Genomic DNA, 17,072 nt, shown 5'->3' on the forward strand with positions numbered 1-17,072 from the left:
GACATGCGAGGGTGCGTGTCCGACGCTAGACCCGCCGTATTTCCGCATCGTTTCGCCCTTGTGGCGCTACTGTCGCCTCACATCGACCGTCGCCGTCAGGAGGTCCCCATGGTTCCCGAGATCAACTACTGGAGCGTCATCCTCGCCACCGTCGCGGGCACGGTGGTCGGTGCGGTCTGGTACGGCCCGAAGACCTTCGGTCCGCGATGGGCGCGCCTGGCTCGCGTGGTGACCGATCGCCCGAAGGGGTCCGCCGCCATCGCGATCGGTGTCTCGACGGCGGTCACCTTCGCGACGGCCTGGGTGCTGGCGGGCGCCACGACGATCGCCTGGCACTTCTACTCGGGGTCGTACCTGTGGGCGGCGATCGTGACGGCGGTGCTGCTCTGGGCGGGGTTCACCGCCGCGCGGGTCATCACGCACGACGGCTTCGAGGGACGGCCGTCGTCGCTCACGGTGATCACGATCGGCTACGAGCTGACCGTCGCGGTGGTGATGGCCGTGATCATCGGCCTGTGGCCCCCCGCCGGAACCGTCTGAGGTATCAGGCGGCGGTGTGCACGACCGCCGAGACCGCGGCGGTGAAGAAGCGCAGACCGTCGACTCCCGACCGCATGGCAGCGGCGGTGTCGGGGCCGAAACCGGGCTCGATCGCGTGCTCGGGGTGGGGCATGAGTCCCACGACGTTCCCGTGCTCGTTGGTGAGTCCGGCGATGTCGTCCATCGAGCCGTTCGGGTTGACGCCCGCGTAGCGGAAGGCGACGAGGCCTTCGCCCTCGACCCGCTTGAGGGTCTCGTCGGAGGCGATGTACCCGCCGTCGGCGTTCTTCAGCGGGATGACGATCTCTTGGCCGCGGCGGAACTCGCTCGTCCACGCCGTGTCGGCGTTCTCGACGGTCAGGCGCTGGTCGCGGCGGATGAACTGCTGGTGCGCGTTGCGGATCAGGCCACCGGGCAGCAGATGCGCCTCGACGAGCATCTGGAAGCCGTTGCAGATGCCGAGGACGGGCATGCCCTTGGCGGCGGCATCCTTCACTTCGGACATGATCGGCGCGAGCGCGGCGATCGCGCCGGCACGCAGGTAGTCGCCGTAGCTGAAGCCGCCCGGCAGGACGAGGGCGTCGACGCCCTCGAGGTCGTGCGACCCGTGCCAGAGCGCAACGGGCTCGGCGCCGGCGAGTCGGACGGCTCGGCGCGCGTCGCCGTCGTCGAGCGAGCCGGGGAAGGTGATGACGCCGATGCGGACGGTCACTCGACGACCTCGATGCCCACGACGTCCTCGATGACCGAGTTCGACAGGATCTCCTCGGCGATCGTCGTGACCGCGGCGAGGGTCTGCTCATCGGCGCTCTCGACCGTCAGCTCGAACCGCTTGCCGATGCGGACGTCGCCGAATCCGGCGTGCCCGAGTCGCTGCAGCGCGCCGGCGACGGCCTTCCCCTGCGGGTCCAGGAGCTCGGCCTTGGGCATGACGTCGACGACGATGGTGGGCATCAGAAAGCTCCGGGATGTCGCGGGCAGGGGTGCGCGACCAGTCTAGAGCCCGCAGCGCGCCGCCGTCGCGTCTCCCGGCGCGGGCTCGTGACCAAACCGTGACCCGCGCGCTGGGAGCGCTCTCTTGACACTCGTGGGAGCGATCCCATAGCGTCTCACGCAACCCCTGAGAGCGCTCCCAAATCGTGCACCACCTCGCTCTCACCACACCACAAAGGAGTGTCCTGTGAACTCACGCGCCCTGCGACGCGTCGGCGTCCTCGCCGCCGTCGCGTCGACGTCCGCCATCGTCCTCGCCGGTTGTGCCGGTGGCGGCGAGCCTGCCGCGAACAGCGGCGAGAAGGTCACGCTGACCATCGCCACCTTCAACAACTTCGGCTACACCGACGAGTTCCTCCAGAAGTACGAGGACGAGAACCCGAACGTCACGATCGTCCACAACAAGGCGGCCGAGTCGGGCGACGCCCGCAAGAACTTCTTCCAGAAGCTCGGCAAGGGCGGACTCGCCGACATCGAGGCCGTCGAGGTCGACTGGCTGTCCGAGGCCATGCAGTACTCGGACCTGCTCGCGCCGGTGCCCGACGACCTCAAGGGACGCTGGCTCGACTGGAAGGAAGCGGCGGCGACGGACGCCGACGGCAACCTCATCGGCTACGGCACGGACATTGGCCCGCAGGCGATCTGCTATCGCGCGGACCTCTTCGAGGCGGCCGGCCTGCCGTCCGAGCCGGCCGAGGTCGAGGCGCTGTTCGACGGCGACTGGGACAACTACTTCGACGTCGCCGACCAGTACCGCGAGGGTTCTGGCAAGGCGATGATCGACTCGGCGAACTCGGTCCTGCAGGGCATCGTGAACCAGATCGAGTACACCTACGACGAGCCCGACGGCACCGTCATCGCGACCTCGAACCCCGAGATCGCCGACGCGTACAAGAGCGTCGTCGAGCGCGCCGTCCCCAACGCGGCCTACTCGGCGCAGTGGGGCGACGACTGGGTGGCCTCCTTCCAGGGGGACGACTTCGCGACGGTGCTGTGCCCCGGGTGGATGCAGGGCATCATCTCCGGCTACGCGCCCGACCAGGCGAACTGGAAGATCGCGAACGTGTTCCCGAACGGCGGCGGCAACTGGGGCGGGTCGTACCTGACGATCCCCGCCAACGGCAAGAACGTGGCCGAGGCTCAGAAGCTCGCGGACTGGCTGTCGGCTCCCGAGCAGCAGGTCGAGGCCTTCCTCAACGTCGGCGCGTTCCCCAGCCAGGTCGAGGCGTACGAGAACGCCGATCTGACGGCATACGTCAACGACTACTTCGGCGGCGCCAAGACCGGCGAGATCGGCGCCGACCGCGCCGAGGCGGTCACCGTGCAGCCCTACAAGAGCGCGAACTACTTCAAGTACCACGACGCGCTCCAGAACGCGGTCAACCGCGTCTTCGACGGCTCGGAATCCGAGTCCGCCGCCTGGGACACCTGGGTGGCCGAGGTCGAGGCCTTCTGACCCGTCCCTGACCGGGAGGCCGGCCGTCCCTGCAGCGGCCGGTCTCCCCACCATCCACGCCGACAACGGAGACGACACGTGACGACCACAGACATCCGCCCCCGGACCCCGCTGGAGGATCGGCCCGCGCCCGCGGATCGCCCAGTCCGTGTGCTCTCGTTCCGGCAGCGCCTGAGCCGGTGGGACGTCAAGGTCTCGCCGTACCTCTACATCTCGCCCTTCTTCATCCTCTTCGCGATCGTCGGCCTGTTCCCGATCGCCTTCACCGCGGTCATCTCGTTCCAGGAGTGGGACCTGATCCGCAACTCCGGCACCTTCGTCGGGTTCGAGCAGTACACGTGGATCCTTAACGACCCGAAGTTCTGGGTCGCGCTGCGCAACACCTTCAGCATCTTCCTGCTCTCGACGGTGCCGCAGCTGATCCTGGCCGTCTTCATCGCGGCGATGCTCGATCGCAACATCCGGGCCAAGACCTTCTGGCGCATGAGCGTCCTGCTGCCCTTCGTGATGGCCCCCGTCGCCGTCGCCCTCATCTTCAGCAACATGTTCGGCGACGTCCACGGACTCGTGAACAACGCCCTGAGCGCCGTCGGGCTCGACCCCATCGCCTGGCACAAGGACCCGTTCTGGAGCCACGTCGCGATCGCCACGATGGTGAACTTCCGCTGGACCGGCTACAACGCCCTGATCCTGCTCGCCGCGATGCAGGCCGTCCCCCGCGAGTACTACGAGGCGGCGACCGTCGACGGTGCCGGGGCGTTCCGTCAGTTCTTCAGCATCACGCTGCCGTCGCTGCGTCCGACGCTGATCTTCGTCATCATCACCTCGACGATCGGCGGCCTGCAGATCTTCGACGAGCCGCGGATGTTCGACAACACGGGCGAAGGCGGTCCCGCGCAGCAGTGGCTGACGATCACGCTGTACCTCTACAACATCGGCTGGGGCGAGTTCAATTTCGGCCGCGCCGCGGCGCTCGCCTGGATCCTCTTCATCATCATCGTGGTGATCGGCCTCCTGAACCTCCTCATCACCCGCCGTCTCGTCCGGGACGAGGGCGGCCGCGGCGTCAAGATGCCGCGACGCGCACGAAAGGACACCGCGCGATGACCACCGTCAGCGAACCGCCCCTGGCCATCGTCGAGGAGAACATCCCGAACGCCGCGCGACGTCGGCGCGGGGAGCGGACCACCCGCATCCGGGGCGTCCGCGCCGGCTTCTGGGTCTATGTCGGGCTGGGCGTCGTCGCCGTCTCGGCGATCTTCCCCTACTACTGGTCGTTCCTGATCGGATCCGGCGACCAGTTCACGATCAACGACCCCCAGATGTCGTGGATCCCCGGTGCGAACTTCGTCACCAACGCGCTGTCGGTCGTGAACGACCCGGCCGTCAACTTCTGGCTCGCCCTCTGGAACTCGGTCCTCAGCTCGACTCTGATCGCGGCATCCGTCGTCGTCTTCTCGACCCTCGCCGGGTGGGCCTTCGCGAAGCTGCGGTTCCGCGGCAGCAAGGTGCTGCTCGCGTTCGTGGTGGCCACCATGGCCGTCCCGATGCAGCTGGGTGTCGTGCCGCTGTACATCCTGTTCGCCGACCTCGGCTGGACCGGCACGATCGGCGCCATCATCATCCCCGCCCTCACGAGCGCTTTCGGGGTGTTCTGGATGACGCAGTACATCGGTCAGACGGTTCCGGACGAGCTCATCGAGGCCGCTCGTGTCGACGGCGCGAGCCAGATCCGCACCTTCTGGACCGTCGGGGTCACGGCGGCTCGGCCAGCGGCCGCCATGCTGTTCCTGTTCACCTTCGTCGGCGCGTGGAACCAGTTCTTCTGGCCCTTCATCGTGCTCGACCGCGAGAGCCCCACCCTGCCGGTGGCGTTGTCGCTGCTGCAGGCGAACTACTTCGTCGACTACAGCAAGGTGCTCGCAGGGGTGCTCCTGGCGACGGTTCCGCTGATCCTGCTTTTCGTCTTCGCGGGCAGGCAGCTGGTCAGCGGCATCATGGCCGGCGCGGTCAAGGGCTGACGGGCTCCCGGTGAACGTCCTTTCGCAGGAGTACTCTGCCCCCGTGCCCGCCCCCACCCTCCGCCCGTTCCCGACCGGCTTCCTCTTCGGCGCCGCGACCGCCGCCTACCAGATCGAGGGCGCCGCGTTCGAAGACGGTCGCACCGCGTCCATCTGGGATGCGTTCAGCCGCGTCCCCGGTGCCGTGATCAACGCGGACAACGGCGACGTCGCGTGCGACCACTATCACCGCTACCGCGGCGACGTCGCCCTGATGAAGGAGCTCGGCCTCGACACCTACCGGTTCTCCACCTCGTGGTCGCGTGTGCGACCCGACGGCGGGCCGGTGAACGCGAAGGGCATCGACTTCTACGAGCGTCTCGTCGACGAGCTGCTGGGCGCCGGCATCCGCCCCTGGCTCACGCTCTACCACTGGGACCTCCCGCAGGCTCTCGAGGAGCGCGGCGGGTGGACGGCGCGCGAGACCAGCGAGCGGTTCGCCGAGTACGCACTCTCGGTCCATGACTCTCTGGGTGACCGGGTCGCGGACTGGACGACGCTGAACGAGCCGTGGTGCTCGTCCTTCCTCAGCTACACCGGCGGCATCCACGCTCCGGGGCGGTTCAGCATCGCCGACGGGATGCTGGCATCCCACCACCTGCTGCGGGGGCACGGTCTCGTCGTCGACGAGCTGCGTCGGCGCGATCCGGCGCTGAACCTGGGCATCACGCTGAACCTCACCGTCGCCGAGGCTGCGGATCCGGCCAGGCCCGAGGACGTCGACGCCGCCCGGCGCATCGACGGGCAGTTCAACCGCTGGTTCCTGGACCCGATCTTCCGGGCGAGCTACCCCGAGGACATCGTGGCGGACATCCGCGCAGTGGACGCCGACGCCGTCTCCCGCTTCGAGGCCGCGGTCCGGCCCGGAGACCTCGACACCATCTCGCAGTCGCTCGACGTCCTGGGCGTGAACTACTACCACGGCGAGTTCGTCGGCGGCACGGCTCCCGCAGACCCTCCGCTGCCCGGCGACGCCCCGACCGACCGTGCGGTGGGATCGCCCTGGCCGGCGGGCCACGACATCCATTGGTACGAGCGCGGACTGCCGCGGACGGCGATGCACTGGGAGGTGCAGCCCGAGGCGCTGACCGTCCTGCTCGAGCGGGTCTGGGACGAGTACGCGAAGGATGCCGGGACGGCGCTGTTCGTGACCGAGAACGGCGCGGCGTACGACGACGAGACCGTCGAACAGGATGGCGCCCTCCGGGTCCGCGACGAGGACCGGGTCGGGTTCCTGCGCGGTCACCTCGCCGCGATCCTGGATGCCGCCGACGCCGGTGTCGACGTCCGCGGCTACTTCTACTGGTCACTCATGGACAACTTCGAGTGGGCGTGGGGATACGACAAGCGCTTCGGTCTCATCCGGGTCGATTACGCCACGCAGGAACGGACCTTCAAAGACAGCGCCCTGGAGTATCGTCGGGTCATCGCCGCCCGAGCGATGGAATGACTGCACTCCGCGAGGTGACCGTGTCCGATGTCCTCCACCCCCCGGTGACGATCGAAGAGGTCGCCTCGGCGGCGGGGGTGTCCCGCTCCACGGTCTCGCGCGTCGTGAACGGATCGACCGCGGTCAGTCCGGGCGCCCTCGCCGCCGTCCGCCGCGCGATCGACGAGCTCAACTACGTCCCCAACCGGGCCGCGCGTTCGCTCGCCAGTCGCGCGACGATGGCCGTCGCGCTCGTCGTCCCCGAGGACACGACCCGCTTCTTCGGCGACCCGTTCTTCGCGGCGATCGTCAGCGGCATCAACAAGCGGATCTCGAAGTCCGACTACGTCCTCAACCTGATCATCGCGAGCGACGACCCGAACGACAAGGCGACCGAGTACCTGCGCAGCGGAGCGGTCGATGGCGCGATCATCGTGTCGCACCACACGAGCGACGCGTTCATCGACCGCATCGCGGCCGCGATGCCGGTCGTCTACGGCGGTCGCCCCGTCCGGCAGCGCGAGCGCGACTTCTACGTCGACGTCGACAACGTCGAGGGGGGCCGTGTGGCGACGCAGCATCTGCTCGACCGGGGTCGGCGCCGGCTCGCCATGGTCACGGGCCCGACGACGATGCCGGGCGGTATCGACCGCCTGACCGGATTCCACGAGGCGCTGGATGCTGCGGGCCTGTCGCCCGTCGCGGTCGAGGACGGCGACTTCACCGCCGCGGGCGGCGCTGCCGCGGTCACGCGGATCCTCCGATCGGGCGCCCGATTCGACGGGCTGTTCGTCGCGAGCGATCTGATGGCGGGAGCCGTCCTGACCGAGCTGACGCGCGCCGGCATGCGCGTTCCCGACGACGTCGCGATCGTCGGGTACGACGATTCGCCCGTCGCCACCTCTGTCTCCCCCGCGCTGACGACGGTGCGTCAGCCGTCGCTCGAGCAGGGCGAGGTGATGGCGGACACCCTGCTCACCCTCCTGTCGGGCGGATACCCGCCGCGCGAGACCCTGCTCGACACGCAGCTGGTCGTGCGCGAGTCCGCCTGACGGGCGTCACGGGGCGGTCGCGTGCAGGGTGTTCCGCCAGGGATCGGCGAAGGTCATCGTGCGACCGTCGTCGGCGACCTGGACGCCGTGGTGCCGTAGGCGTTCACCCAGTTCGCCGAGACTGTCGCCGTCGGGCAGCGCGAGGTCGACGCGGCCGAGGCCGAGCGCCGGCATGCGGGGTCCGGCGCCCCGCGAGTTCCAGACGTTCATCGCCATGTGGTGGTGGTAGCCGCCCGCACTCACGAACAGCGCCGATCCGCCGAGCTCAGCCGTGACGTCGAATCCGAGCGCGTCGACGTAGAAGGAGCGGGCGGTCTCGACATCCCCCACCGACAGGTGGACGTGACCGACGGATGCCGCGTCGTCGGCGGTCGCGCCGTCTGCTGCGGCGTCGGTCAGGTGCTCGCGGATGAAGCTGTTCGGGTCGAGGAAGAGCGTCGCCATCTCGACCCGACCGTGGGTCCAGGACCAGGCGCTGCGATCGCGGTCCCAGTAGAGTTCGATGCCGTTGCCTTCGGGGTCGGTGGCGTAGAAGGCCTGACTGACGAGGTGGTCCGCGCTGCCTGTGAAGGTCTGCGGCGCGTGGCGGGCGAGCGAATACAGTGCCGCCGCCAGCGCGGTCTGCGATTCGAAGAGGATCGCCGTGTGGAAGAGGCCGGCTGCTCCGGCGGGCGCGTGACGCAGCGCCGGCTCGGCGCGGAGCACGACGATGGGGCGGTTCGCGCGACCGAGCGTCACCGAGTCGCCCTCCGCACTCAGCACCGTCAGGGTGACCACGTCGCGGTAGAACCGAGTCATCCCGTCGAGGTCTCCGACGAGGAGGGTCACCGCGCCCATCGAGGTCGCGGGCGCGAGTCGGTCCGGTCCGGGCGCATTCATGTGAATGAGTAACGCCGCCGCATCGTGATTGTTCCCGCGCTCGCGGTGCCGGAGCTCAGTCCGGGTCGCCGCCCAGCTGGCCGATCGGGACGATCGGGCCCCCGTCATCCGCCCCGGTCTTGCGCGCCCGGGCGATGGCGTTGCCGCCGTGGTAGATCGCGAGCGCGGCGAGGGTGCCGAGGACGATGCCGCCGAACTGGAGGACCCCGAGGTCCATCGTGAAGTTCGCGATCGCGATGACGAAGGCGACCGCGACCGTGTACTGGTTGACCGGGCGGGAGAAGTCGACCTGGTTGTCGACCCAGATCTTGATCCCGATGACGCCGATGAGGCCGTACAGCGCGGTCGTCACGCCGCCGATCACGCCGTTCGGGATCGTGAAGAGCACAGCGCCCACGACGGGTGAGAAGGACAGCAGGACGGCGATGATGCCCGCCACCCAGTACGCCGCCGTGGAGTAGATGCGGGTGGCCGCCATGACGCCGATGTTCTCGCCGTAGGTCGTCGTCCCCGAGCCCCCGAAGGCGCCCGCGAGGGTGGTGGCGAGGCCGTCGGCGAGGAGCGCGCGACCGGTGCGGTGGTTCACCGTCGGGTCCGCGGTCATGGTGGCGACGCCGCGCACGTGCCCGACGTTCTCGGCGACGAGCACGAGGACGACCGGCAGGAACATGGGGAGCAGACTCCACGCCACCGGGTCGCCGAACGAGGGCAGGTGGAAGGCGGGCAGCCCGATCCAGGCGCCGTCCTCGATGAGCGCCGCCACACCGGAGAAGTCGACCCGCCCCATGATCAGCGCGGCGACGTACCCCACGACGACGCCGAGGAAGATCGACACGCGACCGAGGATGCCGCGGAACAGGACGGCGAAGAGGATGCACGCGACGAGCGTGATCGTCGCCAGCACTGCATCGGTTCTGAAGTTGTTCCAGGCCGCCGGTGCGAGGTTGAGACCGATGAGGGCGACGATCGCCCCCGACACGACCGGCGGCATGAGCTTCTCGAGCCAGCGCGTCCCGGTGGCCTGCACGAGGAAGCCGACGCCGGCGAGCAGGATGCCCGCGATGAACACTCCGACCAGTGCCTGCCCTATCTGCTCGGGGCTGTCGAGCGGCTGGCCCTCGCCCGGCCCGAAGGCGGTGATCGGGGCGATGAAGGCGAACGACGACCCGAGGTAGCTGGGGAGGCGGTTCCGGGTCAGGAGGAGGAACAGGAGCGTCCCGAGACCCGAGAAGAGCAGTGTCGTGCTGACGGGGAACCCGGTCAGCAGAGGGACGAGGAACGTCGCGCCGAACATCGCGACGACGTGCTGGGCTCCGATCGCGATCGTGGTGCCCCAGCCGAGGCGCTCGCGGGGGGTGACGACGGCACCGGGGGCGACGCGACGTCCGTCGCCGTGCAGGGTCCAGATGGGCATGCGCGTACTCCTCAGATCAGGGGTGGCCTGGGTCAGGCTACCTGGGAGTCGGCTGAGTGCGCGGGAGCGACGCCGTCAGGAGGTGAGGCGTCTGAGCAGCTCGCGGTACTTGGCCGCTGTCTGCGCGACGATCTCGTCGGGGACGACGGGCGGCGTGCCCTGCTTGTCCCAGTTCGCGGCCAGCCAGTCGCGGACGATCTGCTTGTCGAAGCTCGCCATGCGGGCGGCGGGGCTCTCGCCGGTGCGCCAGGTCTCGGCATCCCAGTACCGCGACGAATCGCTCGTCAGCACTTCATCGGCGAGGGTGAGGACGCCATCCGCGTCGAGGCCGAACTCGAACTTCGTGTCGGCGAGGATCAGTCCCTTCGCCTCGGCGAGGGCCGCAGCTCGCCGGTAGATCTCGAGCGAGGCGTCGCGCAGCTGGGCGGCGCGCTCTGCCCCGACGAGCTCGACGGTGCGCTCGAATGAGATGTTCTCGTCGTGCTCGCCGAGCGGGGCCTTGTAGGCGGGGGTGAAGATCGGTTCCGGCAGACGGTCGCCGTTGCCGAGGCCCGCCGGCAGCGGGATGCCGCAGACCGTGCCGTCGGCCTGGTATTCGACCCATCCCGAACCGGTCAGATAGCCGCGGACGACGCACTCGATCGGGAGCATCTCGAGTGACTGCACGACCATTCCCCGGCCCTCCGTCTCGGCCGGCGGCGTCTGCCCGGGCAGCAGATGGTTGGCGACCGCGCGGCCGCCGTCGGCGCCGGCGAGCTGATCGAACCACCACAGCGACAGCGCGGTGAGCAGGGCGCCCTTGCCCGGGATGGCCGGCTCGAGGACGTGGTCGAACGCGCTCACGCGATCGCTCGCGACGACGAGGAGGCGGCCGTCATCGGCGCCGTCGGCGGGCCGGTAGAGGTCGCGGACCTTGCCCGAGTACACGTGGGTCCATCCGGGCAGGGGGATCGCGGCATCCGTCACCAGCCCATTATGTCGGGCGCGCCGACCGCGTACCGTGGCGGGATGCGTCGCAGACTGCTCACCCTGACCGCCCTCGCGGTGTCGATCGGACTTAGCGGCTGCGTCTCGACGGCCGCGGTGGATGATGCCGCCCCGTCGCCGTCGACGTCCGCGACCTCGTCTGCGGAGCCCGCGCCGACTTCGACCCCGACGCCGACACCTGAGCCCGAGGTGTCGGCGGACCCGTCCTACGCCGTCCCGGAGCAGGACCCGCTCGAGGCATCGCGCCTCGTCTTCGAGAGCGATGCGGTCGGCGTCGACCCCGTGTCCGTCGTGAGCGTGTCGGCCAGTGCGGTGAGGGACCAGGAGTACGTCCTCGAGTTCGACTGCATCCCCCGGGACGCCACCATCACCTTGTCCCTCTCGCCGGCCGTCGGAGAGGACGAGCCGCCCGTGAACTTCAGTGGGCCGATCGCGGTCACGCAGGGGTGCAGCGCCCCGGGCGGGGCGACGGGAATCCGCGTCGACCGGATGGTCGGCGTCCAGATCTCGATGAGCGGCGACGACGTCGCGCGGGCGTGGGCGGTGCTGCGTCCGGCCGAGTGATCCGGGTGTCGACGAAGCGGCGTATAGTCCACATGGACTAATTCGCGGCGGGGAGGACACATGGCGCAGAAGACGGCGACGCTGACGCCGACCGCCGTCATGCTCCTCGCGCTCCTGCACGAGGACGACATGCACGCGTATGAGATGGTGCGCCTGCTCCGCGATCGTCGCGCGGACCGATTGATCGCCCTCACCCACGGCACGATCTATCACACGGTGGCCCGACTCGAACGGCAGGGCCGCATCGCCCAGGTCGGGAGCGACCGCGATGGTAATCGTCCTGAGCGCACGACGTACGCGTTGACGGATGCCGGTGCCGCCGACCTCATCTCATGGATCCGCCGCGAACTGGTGTCGATCGACGACCCGGATCGGTTCCGCATCGCCCTCACCGAGGCGCACAACCTGCCCCGCGACGAGGTGCTCGCGCTCTTCGCACAGCGCCGGGAGCTGCTCGCGGCATCCCGGGACACGCACCGGAGCGCCCACGAACACGCGATCGCGCACGGATCGCACCCCCAGTTCCTCATCGAGGTCCACCGCCAGGCGGCCGTCCTCGACGCCGACATCACCTGGCTCGACGAAGCGGTCGAGTTCATCCGTCGTCCCGACACCGTCTGGGGAGTCATCGACATCCCCGCCACCGACCGCTATCTGGCACAGAGAGAAGCCGCACGCGCATGAGCGAGAGCACGTCCACCGTCCGCGCCCCGGGCGCATCCGCCGCCCCCACGAACCCCTGGCCCGCCCTCTGGGCGCTCGTCATCGGGTTCTTCATGATCCTCGTCGACACGACGATCGTCTCCGTCGCGAACCCCGCGATCAAAGCCGCGCTCGATCCCTCGACCGGCAACCTCGACAACGTCGTGTGGGTCACCTCTGCCTACCTGCTGGCGTACGCCGTGCCGCTGCTGGTCACCGGCCGTCTCGGCGACCGCTTCGGACCCAAGAACATCTACCTGATCGGTCTCGCGATCTTCACCCTCGCCTCGCTGGCATGCGGACTGTCGGGGTCGCTCGCGGCCCTGATCATCGCGCGTGCCGCGCAGGGTCTCGGCGCCGCGCTGATGACGCCGCAGACGATGGCGGTCATCACCCGCACCTTCCCCGCCGAGCGCCGCGGCGCGGCGATGGGCCTGTGGGGCGCGACCGCCGGCGTCGCGACCCTCGTCGGGCCGCTCGCGGGCGGTCTGCTCGTCGACGGGTTCGGCTGGGAGTGGATCTTCTTCGTCAACATCCCCGTGGGCGTCGTGGCCTTCGTGCTCGCGTGGCGGCTCGTGCCGCAGCTCGAGACGCACCCGCACCGGTTCGACATCCTCGGCGTCGTGCTGAGCGCGGTCGCCCTGTTCCTCATCGTCTTCGGCCTGCAGGAGGGCGAGCACTACGACTGGGCCGCGTGGGTGTGGACGATGATCGCCGCCGGTGTCGTCGTCCTGGCGGTCTTCATCTGGACGCAGGGCCGCACGAAGAGCGAGCCGCTCGTCCCTCTCGAGCTCTTCCGCGACCGGAACTTCGCGATCTCCAACCTCGCGATCGCCGCGGTCGGCTTCACCGTGACGAGCATGGCGCTGCCGATGGCGTTCTTCACCCAGCTCGCCCGCGGGCTGACGCCGACCGAGTCGGCTCTGCTGCTCATCCCGATGGCGGTGCTCTCGGGGGTGCTCGCCCCCTTCGCGGGGCGCGTCCTCGACCGTGTCGACCCCCGGGTGCTGCTGGTCCCCGGCCTGACGCTGATGGCCGCGGGCCTCGTCGGCTACTCCCTGCTGATGAACACCGAGGCGCCGGTCCTGCTGCTGCTGATCCCGTCGGCGGTCATCGGTGTCGCCAACGCGGGCATGTGGGGACCGCTCGCGACGACGGCCACCCGCAACCTGCCGCCGCAGCAGGCGGGTGCCGGATCGGGCATCTACAACACGACGCGCACGATCGGATCGGTCATCGGGTCCGCAGCGATCGCGGCGGTCATGCAGTCCCGCCTCGAGGCGAACCTGCCCGGCGCCGGCGACGCCGCGAGCGGTGATTTCGGCGGTGGAGGCGGAATGCCCCCCGTCGTCGCCGAGGGATTCTCGGCCGCGATGGCGCAGGCCATGATCCTGCCCGCGGCGGTCATCGCCCTCGGTGTCGTCCTCGTGCTGTTCCTGCGCCGCCCGGCGCACCTCGTGCAGCGCTGACCGTTCTCAGCGCGGCGCTGTGGTGCGCCGGCGGCGCCGCGCTCAGCCCGCGGCGCGGAGGGCGATGTCGCGGCGGTAGTGCGCGCCCTCGAGCGAGATGTGCTCGAGGGCCGCGTACGCCCGCTCGCGGGCGTCGCTCAGGTCAGCGCCCACCGCGACGACGTTGAGCACGCGGCCACCGGTCGCGACGAGCGCACCGTCGGTGACGGCGGTCGCGGCGTGAGCCAGGTGCACGCCGTCGACGGATGCCGCCGCATCCGTCCCCTCGATGACACGGCCGGTCTGCGGGGCGTCAGGGTATCCCTCGCTCGCGAGGACGACCGTGACCGCGGCCTCAGGGGAGAACTCGGGTGCCGGCTCGGACTCCAGGGTTCCACTCGCAGCCGCCAGGAGGAGGCGCGACAGCGGGCTGCGCAGGCGCGCCAGCACGACCTGCGTCTCGGGGTCGCCGAAGCGGGCGTTGAACTCGATCACCTTGACGCCCGCGTCGGTGAGGATGAGGCCCGCGTAGAGCAGTCCGATGAACGGGGTGCCCTCGGCATCCAGTCGGCGGATGACGGGCTCGGCCACCTCAGCGGTCACCTGTGCGACGAACTCCGCCTCGCTGGTGAAGCGCTCGTCGAGCCAGGGGAGCGGCGAGTAGGCGCCCATGCCGCCCGTGTTCGGGCCCTCGTCGCCGTCGTAGGCGCGCTTGAAGTCCTGCGCCGGGCTGAGGGCGCGCACGGTGTCGCCGTCGGAGATGAAGAAGAGCGAGACCTCGGGGCCGGCGAGGAACTCCTCGACGAGGACCGGACCCGATGACAGGTACGTGTCGGCGTGGGCGAGCGCCGCGTCTCGATCGGAGGTGACGATGACGCCCTTGCCCGCGGCCAGGCCGTCGGCCTTGACCACGTAGGGCGCGCCGAACTCGTCGATCGCCGCCGCGACCTCGTCGTGGGTGCGCGCGCGAGCTGCCCGACCGGTCGGGACACCGGCGGCATCCATGACCCGCTTCGCGAACGCCTTCGATCCCTCGAGCTGGGCGGCGGCCCTGCCGGGCCCGAAGACGGGGATGCCGCGCTCGCGGAGCGCGTCGGCGACACCGGCGACGAGCGGAGCCTCGGGGCCGATGACGACGAGGTCGATCGCCGCCTCGTTCGCGTACTCGGTGACGGCAACGGGGTCGTTCTGGTCGAGTCCCCCGACGATCGTCGCGTCGGCGGCGATGCCGGCGTTGCCGGGAGCCGCGAAGATCTCGTGCCCGGACCCTTCGGCGGCGAGGGCGAGGATGATGGCGTGCTCGCGCGCGCCCGAGCCGAGGACCAGGATCTTCACCCTGTCAGCCTACCGACCGGCCTTCGCGCGTTACGGTGGCTGCCATGGCCCGCACGATCAGCACCGGCGACGGACGCGACGCCCTCGCAGCCGTCGCCGCAGGCACGGCGGCCCGCCCCGACACGGCCACCGCCGTGCGCTACCTGCTGCAGCTGCTGGTCGAGAAGGCGCCGGGCAACTCCGTCGAGGTCCGGGTGCCGCCCTTCGGCGCCGTCCAGGTCGTCGAGGGTCCGCGCCACACGCGCGGCACCCCGCCGAACGTCATCGAGACGGATGCCGCGACGTGGGTGGCCCTCGCGACGGGACAGGTCGCCTGGGCCGACGCCGTCACGGCCGGCACCGTCCGCGCGTCGGGCGTGAGGGCCAACCTCGACGGGCTCCTCCCGCTCAGGCCCTGACGCGCGACGCGTCGCCGGTACCATCGCCTGCGGAGAGGATCCCCATGCAGGCACGGCACCCCCGGAGCGCCACCCGTCCCCTCACCGTCGCGGTGATCGGTGCGGCTCTGGTCGTCCTGGTCCCTGCGGCACCCGCGGACGCCGCGGCGCCGAGCTGCGTCGTGTCCGAGGCCCGCGCGGTCTGGGACGTCGGTGCCGGCGACCTGCAGGCCGACGGAGCCGTCGCCGCGGACGGCGGCGTCCTGACCCTCGACGGCGGCGCCGGTGTGCTCGAGCCGGTCGGGCCCACGGGGAGCATCAGCTTCGACGGCACCCTCCGCTACACGAGCGCTGCGGGGGTGGAGACGACCCTGTCCGCTCCGACCCTCGTCATCGACGGCGGCGCCGGGAGCCTGCTCTTCGACGTGCAGCCCGACGGGACCGAGCTCATCCCGCAGGCGGCGCTCGCCGAGGTCGATCTGCGTGCGGCGGCGGTCGCCGAGGCGGGCGACGCGATGAGTCTCGACGGCGTCGACGCGCAGACCGACGCGACCGGCGACGGCGCCGACCTGCTCTGGGCGGGCACGCTCGGCGATCTCGACCTCACTGTGGCCGCGGACTGCACCGCGACGGGCGACACCGTGGTCGTCGAGGAGGAGGACAAGGATGCCGCGGCCCCCGGCATCCTCGTCCCGCTCATCGTCGTCGGGATCGCCGCGGCGGTGACGCTCGTCCTCGCCGTCGGATCGGTCCAGCGACGCAAGCGCAACAGTGCCCGCGCGGCACAGCCGGAGACGGTCGACGACCCGCGTCCGTGAGGCGCGGGTGGACAATGGAAGCATGGCCGAGCACTCCGAGACGCACGTCGAGTCCGCCGAGCTGCGGCGCACCCCGCGGTTCGCGGCGTTCTTCGCGGTCGGTGCGGCCCTCGGCATCCTCATCGCCCTCATCCTGACCTTCGCGTTCGGCGACGGCGCGATCAGCGAGAGCACCGGGGCGCGGTACTCGCAGAGCCAGGTGTTCGGCTTCCTGCTGCTCTGGTGCGTGCCCGCCGGGGTCGCGCTCGGCGCCGTGGTCGCCCTCGTCTTCGATCGTGTGCTGAGCAAGAGGCAGCGCACCGTCCGCATCGAGCGGGAGCGCGTCGAAGAGACGGACTGACCCGAGCCTCAGGCGAGCTCGGCGATGATCGGCTGGATCGCCGGATCGAACGCGGCGACGTCGCCGCGCAGTCCGTCCGTCACGGCGATCGTGAGCGATCCGATCCACCAGACGCCCCGCTGGGTGAGCGGCAGGATCTGGACGTTGAGCTCGAAGCTGTGCGCCCGCCGGCCCACCCGGCGTTCGTGCTCGGCGATCGCGCTCGCGTAGGCGCGGTAGCTGCTGGCCGACCCGGCGCGCGCCTGCATCGTGTAGCGATCGCTCGCCCACCGGGCGAAGGCGACGGCGTCGGCGGCGAGGGGCGCCATCGCCGCGCGCAGCTCGTCGAACCCCTCGATGGGGAGGACGGCGAGGGTCTCGTACCCGTCGACGAGGTCGAGCGGGACGGGGGAGGGATGCGCCTGAGGCTCGACGGCCATCGCCCAGTACGCGAGCCATTGCCGCTGCAGCAGCCGCGCGTCGTCGTCGTCACCGGCCGGCGGCGCCGCGGCGGCCCCCCGCAGGTGCGGCAACTCCTCCGGGGCGCGGATGCCGAGCGCCTGGCGCACGAACAGGGCCACGAGCACCGTCGCGCTCGCGTCCTCCCGCACCACCCATTCGGGCCGCTCAGCCCCGCTCATGGCGACATCCTATGGCGCGGCCGTGGCCTGCGTCCGCTCTGGGCGGGAGCAGTCGGCA

The 17,072-nt window shown here is 70.3% G+C and carries 19 protein-coding genes; 12 read left to right on the plus strand and 7 right to left on the minus strand.

The features are described from left to right. Positions 1-108 precede the first annotated feature (108 nt). Positions 109-540 (plus strand): DUF1761 domain-containing protein, encoded by a 432-nt coding sequence (locus tag M3190_RS01340; protein ID WP_251577543.1) that lies wholly within the window; start codon positions 109-111, stop codon positions 538-540. 4 nt (positions 541-544) lie between these two features. On the opposite strand, the gene purQ is transcribed toward M3190_RS01340, so the two are convergent. Together purQ and purS are read right to left on the minus strand one after the other, a co-directional pair. Further along, positions 545-1,252 (minus strand): phosphoribosylformylglycinamidine synthase subunit PurQ, encoded by a 708-nt coding sequence (gene purQ / locus M3190_RS01345; RefSeq protein ID WP_251577545.1) that lies wholly within the window; start codon positions 1,250-1,252, stop codon positions 545-547. After that, entirely contained in the window at positions 1,249-1,494 is a 246-nt protein-coding gene (purS, locus tag M3190_RS01350; RefSeq protein WP_251577546.1) for a phosphoribosylformylglycinamidine synthase subunit PurS, read from the minus strand. The genes purQ and purS overlap by 4 nt, the downstream gene beginning before the upstream one ends. Positions 1,495-1,720: 226 nt before the next feature. On the opposite strand from purS, the gene M3190_RS01355 reads away from it, so the two are divergent. The 5 genes from M3190_RS01355 to M3190_RS01375 all read left to right on the plus strand — a co-directional run bounded on the left by M3190_RS01355 (position 1,721) and on the right by M3190_RS01375 (position 7,530). Beyond that, positions 1,721-2,989: an ABC transporter substrate-binding protein gene (locus M3190_RS01355; protein ID WP_251577548.1), complete on the plus strand. Its 1,269-nt coding sequence runs from the start codon at positions 1,721-1,723 to the stop codon at positions 2,987-2,989. 78 nt (positions 2,990-3,067) lie between these two features. After that, positions 3,068-4,096, plus strand: a complete 1,029-nt coding sequence (locus M3190_RS01360) for a carbohydrate ABC transporter permease (protein ID WP_251577550.1) — start codon at positions 3,068-3,070, stop codon at positions 4,094-4,096. Next, complete coding sequence (locus M3190_RS01365; protein WP_251577552.1) at positions 4,093-5,010, plus strand: carbohydrate ABC transporter permease; 918 nt, start codon at positions 4,093-4,095, stop codon at positions 5,008-5,010. The genes M3190_RS01360 and M3190_RS01365 overlap by 4 nt, the downstream gene beginning before the upstream one ends. Before the next feature lie 43 nt (positions 5,011-5,053). Further along, positions 5,054-6,499: a GH1 family beta-glucosidase gene (locus tag M3190_RS01370; RefSeq protein WP_251577554.1), complete on the plus strand. Its 1,446-nt coding sequence runs from the start codon at positions 5,054-5,056 to the stop codon at positions 6,497-6,499. Beyond that, complete coding sequence (locus M3190_RS01375; RefSeq protein ID WP_251577556.1) at positions 6,496-7,530, plus strand: LacI family DNA-binding transcriptional regulator; 1,035 nt, start codon at positions 6,496-6,498, stop codon at positions 7,528-7,530. Before M3190_RS01370 ends, M3190_RS01375 begins: the two co-directional genes overlap by 4 nt. A gap of 6 nt (positions 7,531-7,536) precedes the next feature. Here the strand turns inward: M3190_RS01375 and M3190_RS01380 are convergent, their stop codons facing one another. The 3 genes from M3190_RS01380 to M3190_RS01390 all read right to left on the minus strand — a co-directional run bounded on the left by M3190_RS01380 (position 7,537) and on the right by M3190_RS01390 (position 10,789). Then, positions 7,537-8,409: a VOC family protein gene (locus M3190_RS01380; RefSeq protein WP_251577558.1), complete on the minus strand. Its 873-nt coding sequence runs from the start codon at positions 8,407-8,409 to the stop codon at positions 7,537-7,539. A 55-nt stretch (positions 8,410-8,464) separates the two neighbouring features. After that, positions 8,465-9,823 (minus strand): uracil-xanthine permease family protein, encoded by a 1,359-nt coding sequence (locus tag M3190_RS01385; protein WP_251577560.1) that lies wholly within the window; start codon positions 9,821-9,823, stop codon positions 8,465-8,467. A gap of 75 nt (positions 9,824-9,898) precedes the next feature. Further along, positions 9,899-10,789 carry a phosphoribosylaminoimidazolesuccinocarboxamide synthase gene (locus M3190_RS01390; protein ID WP_251577562.1) on the minus strand — a complete coding sequence of 297 codons (891 nt, stop codon included), beginning with the start codon at positions 10,787-10,789 and terminating at the stop codon, positions 9,899-9,901. A gap of 42 nt (positions 10,790-10,831) precedes the next feature. Here M3190_RS01390 and M3190_RS01395 point away from each other — a divergent pair, with 42 nt between their 5' ends. Genes M3190_RS01395 through M3190_RS01405 form a run of 3 tightly spaced genes read left to right on the plus strand, consistent with a single transcriptional unit; the run spans position 10,832 to position 13,545 of the window. Then, positions 10,832-11,374, plus strand: coding sequence for a hypothetical protein (locus M3190_RS01395; RefSeq protein WP_251577564.1), 543 nt, complete (start codon positions 10,832-10,834; stop codon positions 11,372-11,374). Positions 11,375-11,434: 60 nt separating this feature from the next. Continuing rightward, positions 11,435-12,058, plus strand: coding sequence for a PadR family transcriptional regulator (locus M3190_RS01400; RefSeq protein WP_251577566.1), 624 nt, complete (start codon positions 11,435-11,437; stop codon positions 12,056-12,058). Further along, complete coding sequence (locus tag M3190_RS01405) at positions 12,055-13,545, plus strand: MFS transporter (RefSeq protein ID WP_251577568.1); 1,491 nt, start codon at positions 12,055-12,057, stop codon at positions 13,543-13,545. Before M3190_RS01400 ends, M3190_RS01405 begins: the two co-directional genes overlap by 4 nt. Before the next feature lie 42 nt (positions 13,546-13,587). Here M3190_RS01405 and purD read toward each other — a convergent pair whose 3' ends face one another. Further along, on the minus strand, positions 13,588-14,859 hold the full coding sequence (gene purD, locus M3190_RS01410; protein ID WP_251577570.1) for a phosphoribosylamine--glycine ligase: 1,272 nt from the start codon (positions 14,857-14,859) through the stop codon (positions 13,588-13,590). Between the two features lie 44 nt (positions 14,860-14,903). Between purD and M3190_RS01415 the strand changes: the two genes are divergently transcribed. Genes M3190_RS01415 through M3190_RS01425 form a run of 3 tightly spaced genes read left to right on the plus strand, consistent with a single transcriptional unit; the run spans position 14,904 to position 16,394 of the window. Next, the gene (locus tag M3190_RS01415; protein ID WP_251577572.1) at positions 14,904-15,257 is read left to right on the plus strand and encodes a sterol carrier family protein; all 354 of its coding nucleotides are present in this window, start codon (positions 14,904-14,906) and stop codon (positions 15,255-15,257) included. 44 nt (positions 15,258-15,301) lie between these two features. After that, the gene (locus tag M3190_RS01420; RefSeq protein WP_251577574.1) at positions 15,302-16,054 is read left to right on the plus strand and encodes an HtaA domain-containing protein; all 753 of its coding nucleotides are present in this window, start codon (positions 15,302-15,304) and stop codon (positions 16,052-16,054) included. 22 nt (positions 16,055-16,076) lie between these two features. Beyond that, a complete protein-coding gene (locus M3190_RS01425; protein ID WP_251577576.1) occupies positions 16,077-16,394 on the plus strand; it encodes a potassium transporter Trk in 318 nt (105 codons plus the stop codon). Positions 16,395-16,402: 8 nt separating this feature from the next. Here M3190_RS01425 and M3190_RS01430 read toward each other — a convergent pair whose 3' ends face one another. Continuing rightward, positions 16,403-17,014 (minus strand): zinc-binding alcohol dehydrogenase, encoded by a 612-nt coding sequence (locus M3190_RS01430; RefSeq protein ID WP_251577578.1) that lies wholly within the window; start codon positions 17,012-17,014, stop codon positions 16,403-16,405. Positions 17,015-17,072 lie beyond the last annotated feature (58 nt).

The sequence above is a fragment of the Microbacterium oleivorans genome (assembly GCF_023715745.1).
Lineage (GTDB): Bacteria > Actinomycetota > Actinomycetes > Actinomycetales > Microbacteriaceae > Microbacterium > Microbacterium oleivorans_D.

Coding starts and splice junctions, on each gene's coding strand:
- M3190_RS01375 (WP_251577556.1), top strand. CDS start 6,496: ATGACTGCACTCCGCGAGGTGACCGTGTCCGATGTCCTCCACCCCCCG.
- M3190_RS01365 (WP_251577552.1), top strand. CDS start 4,093: ATGACCACCGTCAGCGAACCGCCCCTGGCCATCGTCGAGGAGAACATC.
- M3190_RS01420 (WP_251577574.1), top strand. CDS start 15,302: ATGCAGGCACGGCACCCCCGGAGCGCCACCCGTCCCCTCACCGTCGCG.
- M3190_RS01400 (WP_251577566.1), top strand. CDS start 11,435: ATGGCGCAGAAGACGGCGACGCTGACGCCGACCGCCGTCATGCTCCTC.
- M3190_RS01405 (WP_251577568.1), top strand. CDS start 12,055: ATGAGCGAGAGCACGTCCACCGTCCGCGCCCCGGGCGCATCCGCCGCC.
- M3190_RS01415 (WP_251577572.1), top strand. CDS start 14,904: ATGGCCCGCACGATCAGCACCGGCGACGGACGCGACGCCCTCGCAGCC.
- M3190_RS01425 (WP_251577576.1), top strand. CDS start 16,077: ATGGCCGAGCACTCCGAGACGCACGTCGAGTCCGCCGAGCTGCGGCGC.
- M3190_RS01395 (WP_251577564.1), top strand. CDS start 10,832: ATGCGTCGCAGACTGCTCACCCTGACCGCCCTCGCGGTGTCGATCGGA.
- M3190_RS01340 (WP_251577543.1), top strand. CDS start 109: ATGGTTCCCGAGATCAACTACTGGAGCGTCATCCTCGCCACCGTCGCG.
- purS (WP_251577546.1), bottom strand. CDS start 1,494: ATGCCCACCATCGTCGTCGACGTCATGCCCAAGGCCGAGCTCCTGGAC.
- M3190_RS01430 (WP_251577578.1), bottom strand. CDS start 17,014: ATGAGCGGGGCTGAGCGGCCCGAATGGGTGGTGCGGGAGGACGCGAGC.
- M3190_RS01385 (WP_251577560.1), bottom strand. CDS start 9,823: ATGCCCATCTGGACCCTGCACGGCGACGGACGTCGCGTCGCCCCCGGT.
- M3190_RS01380 (WP_251577558.1), bottom strand. CDS start 8,409: ATGAATGCGCCCGGACCGGACCGACTCGCGCCCGCGACCTCGATGGGC.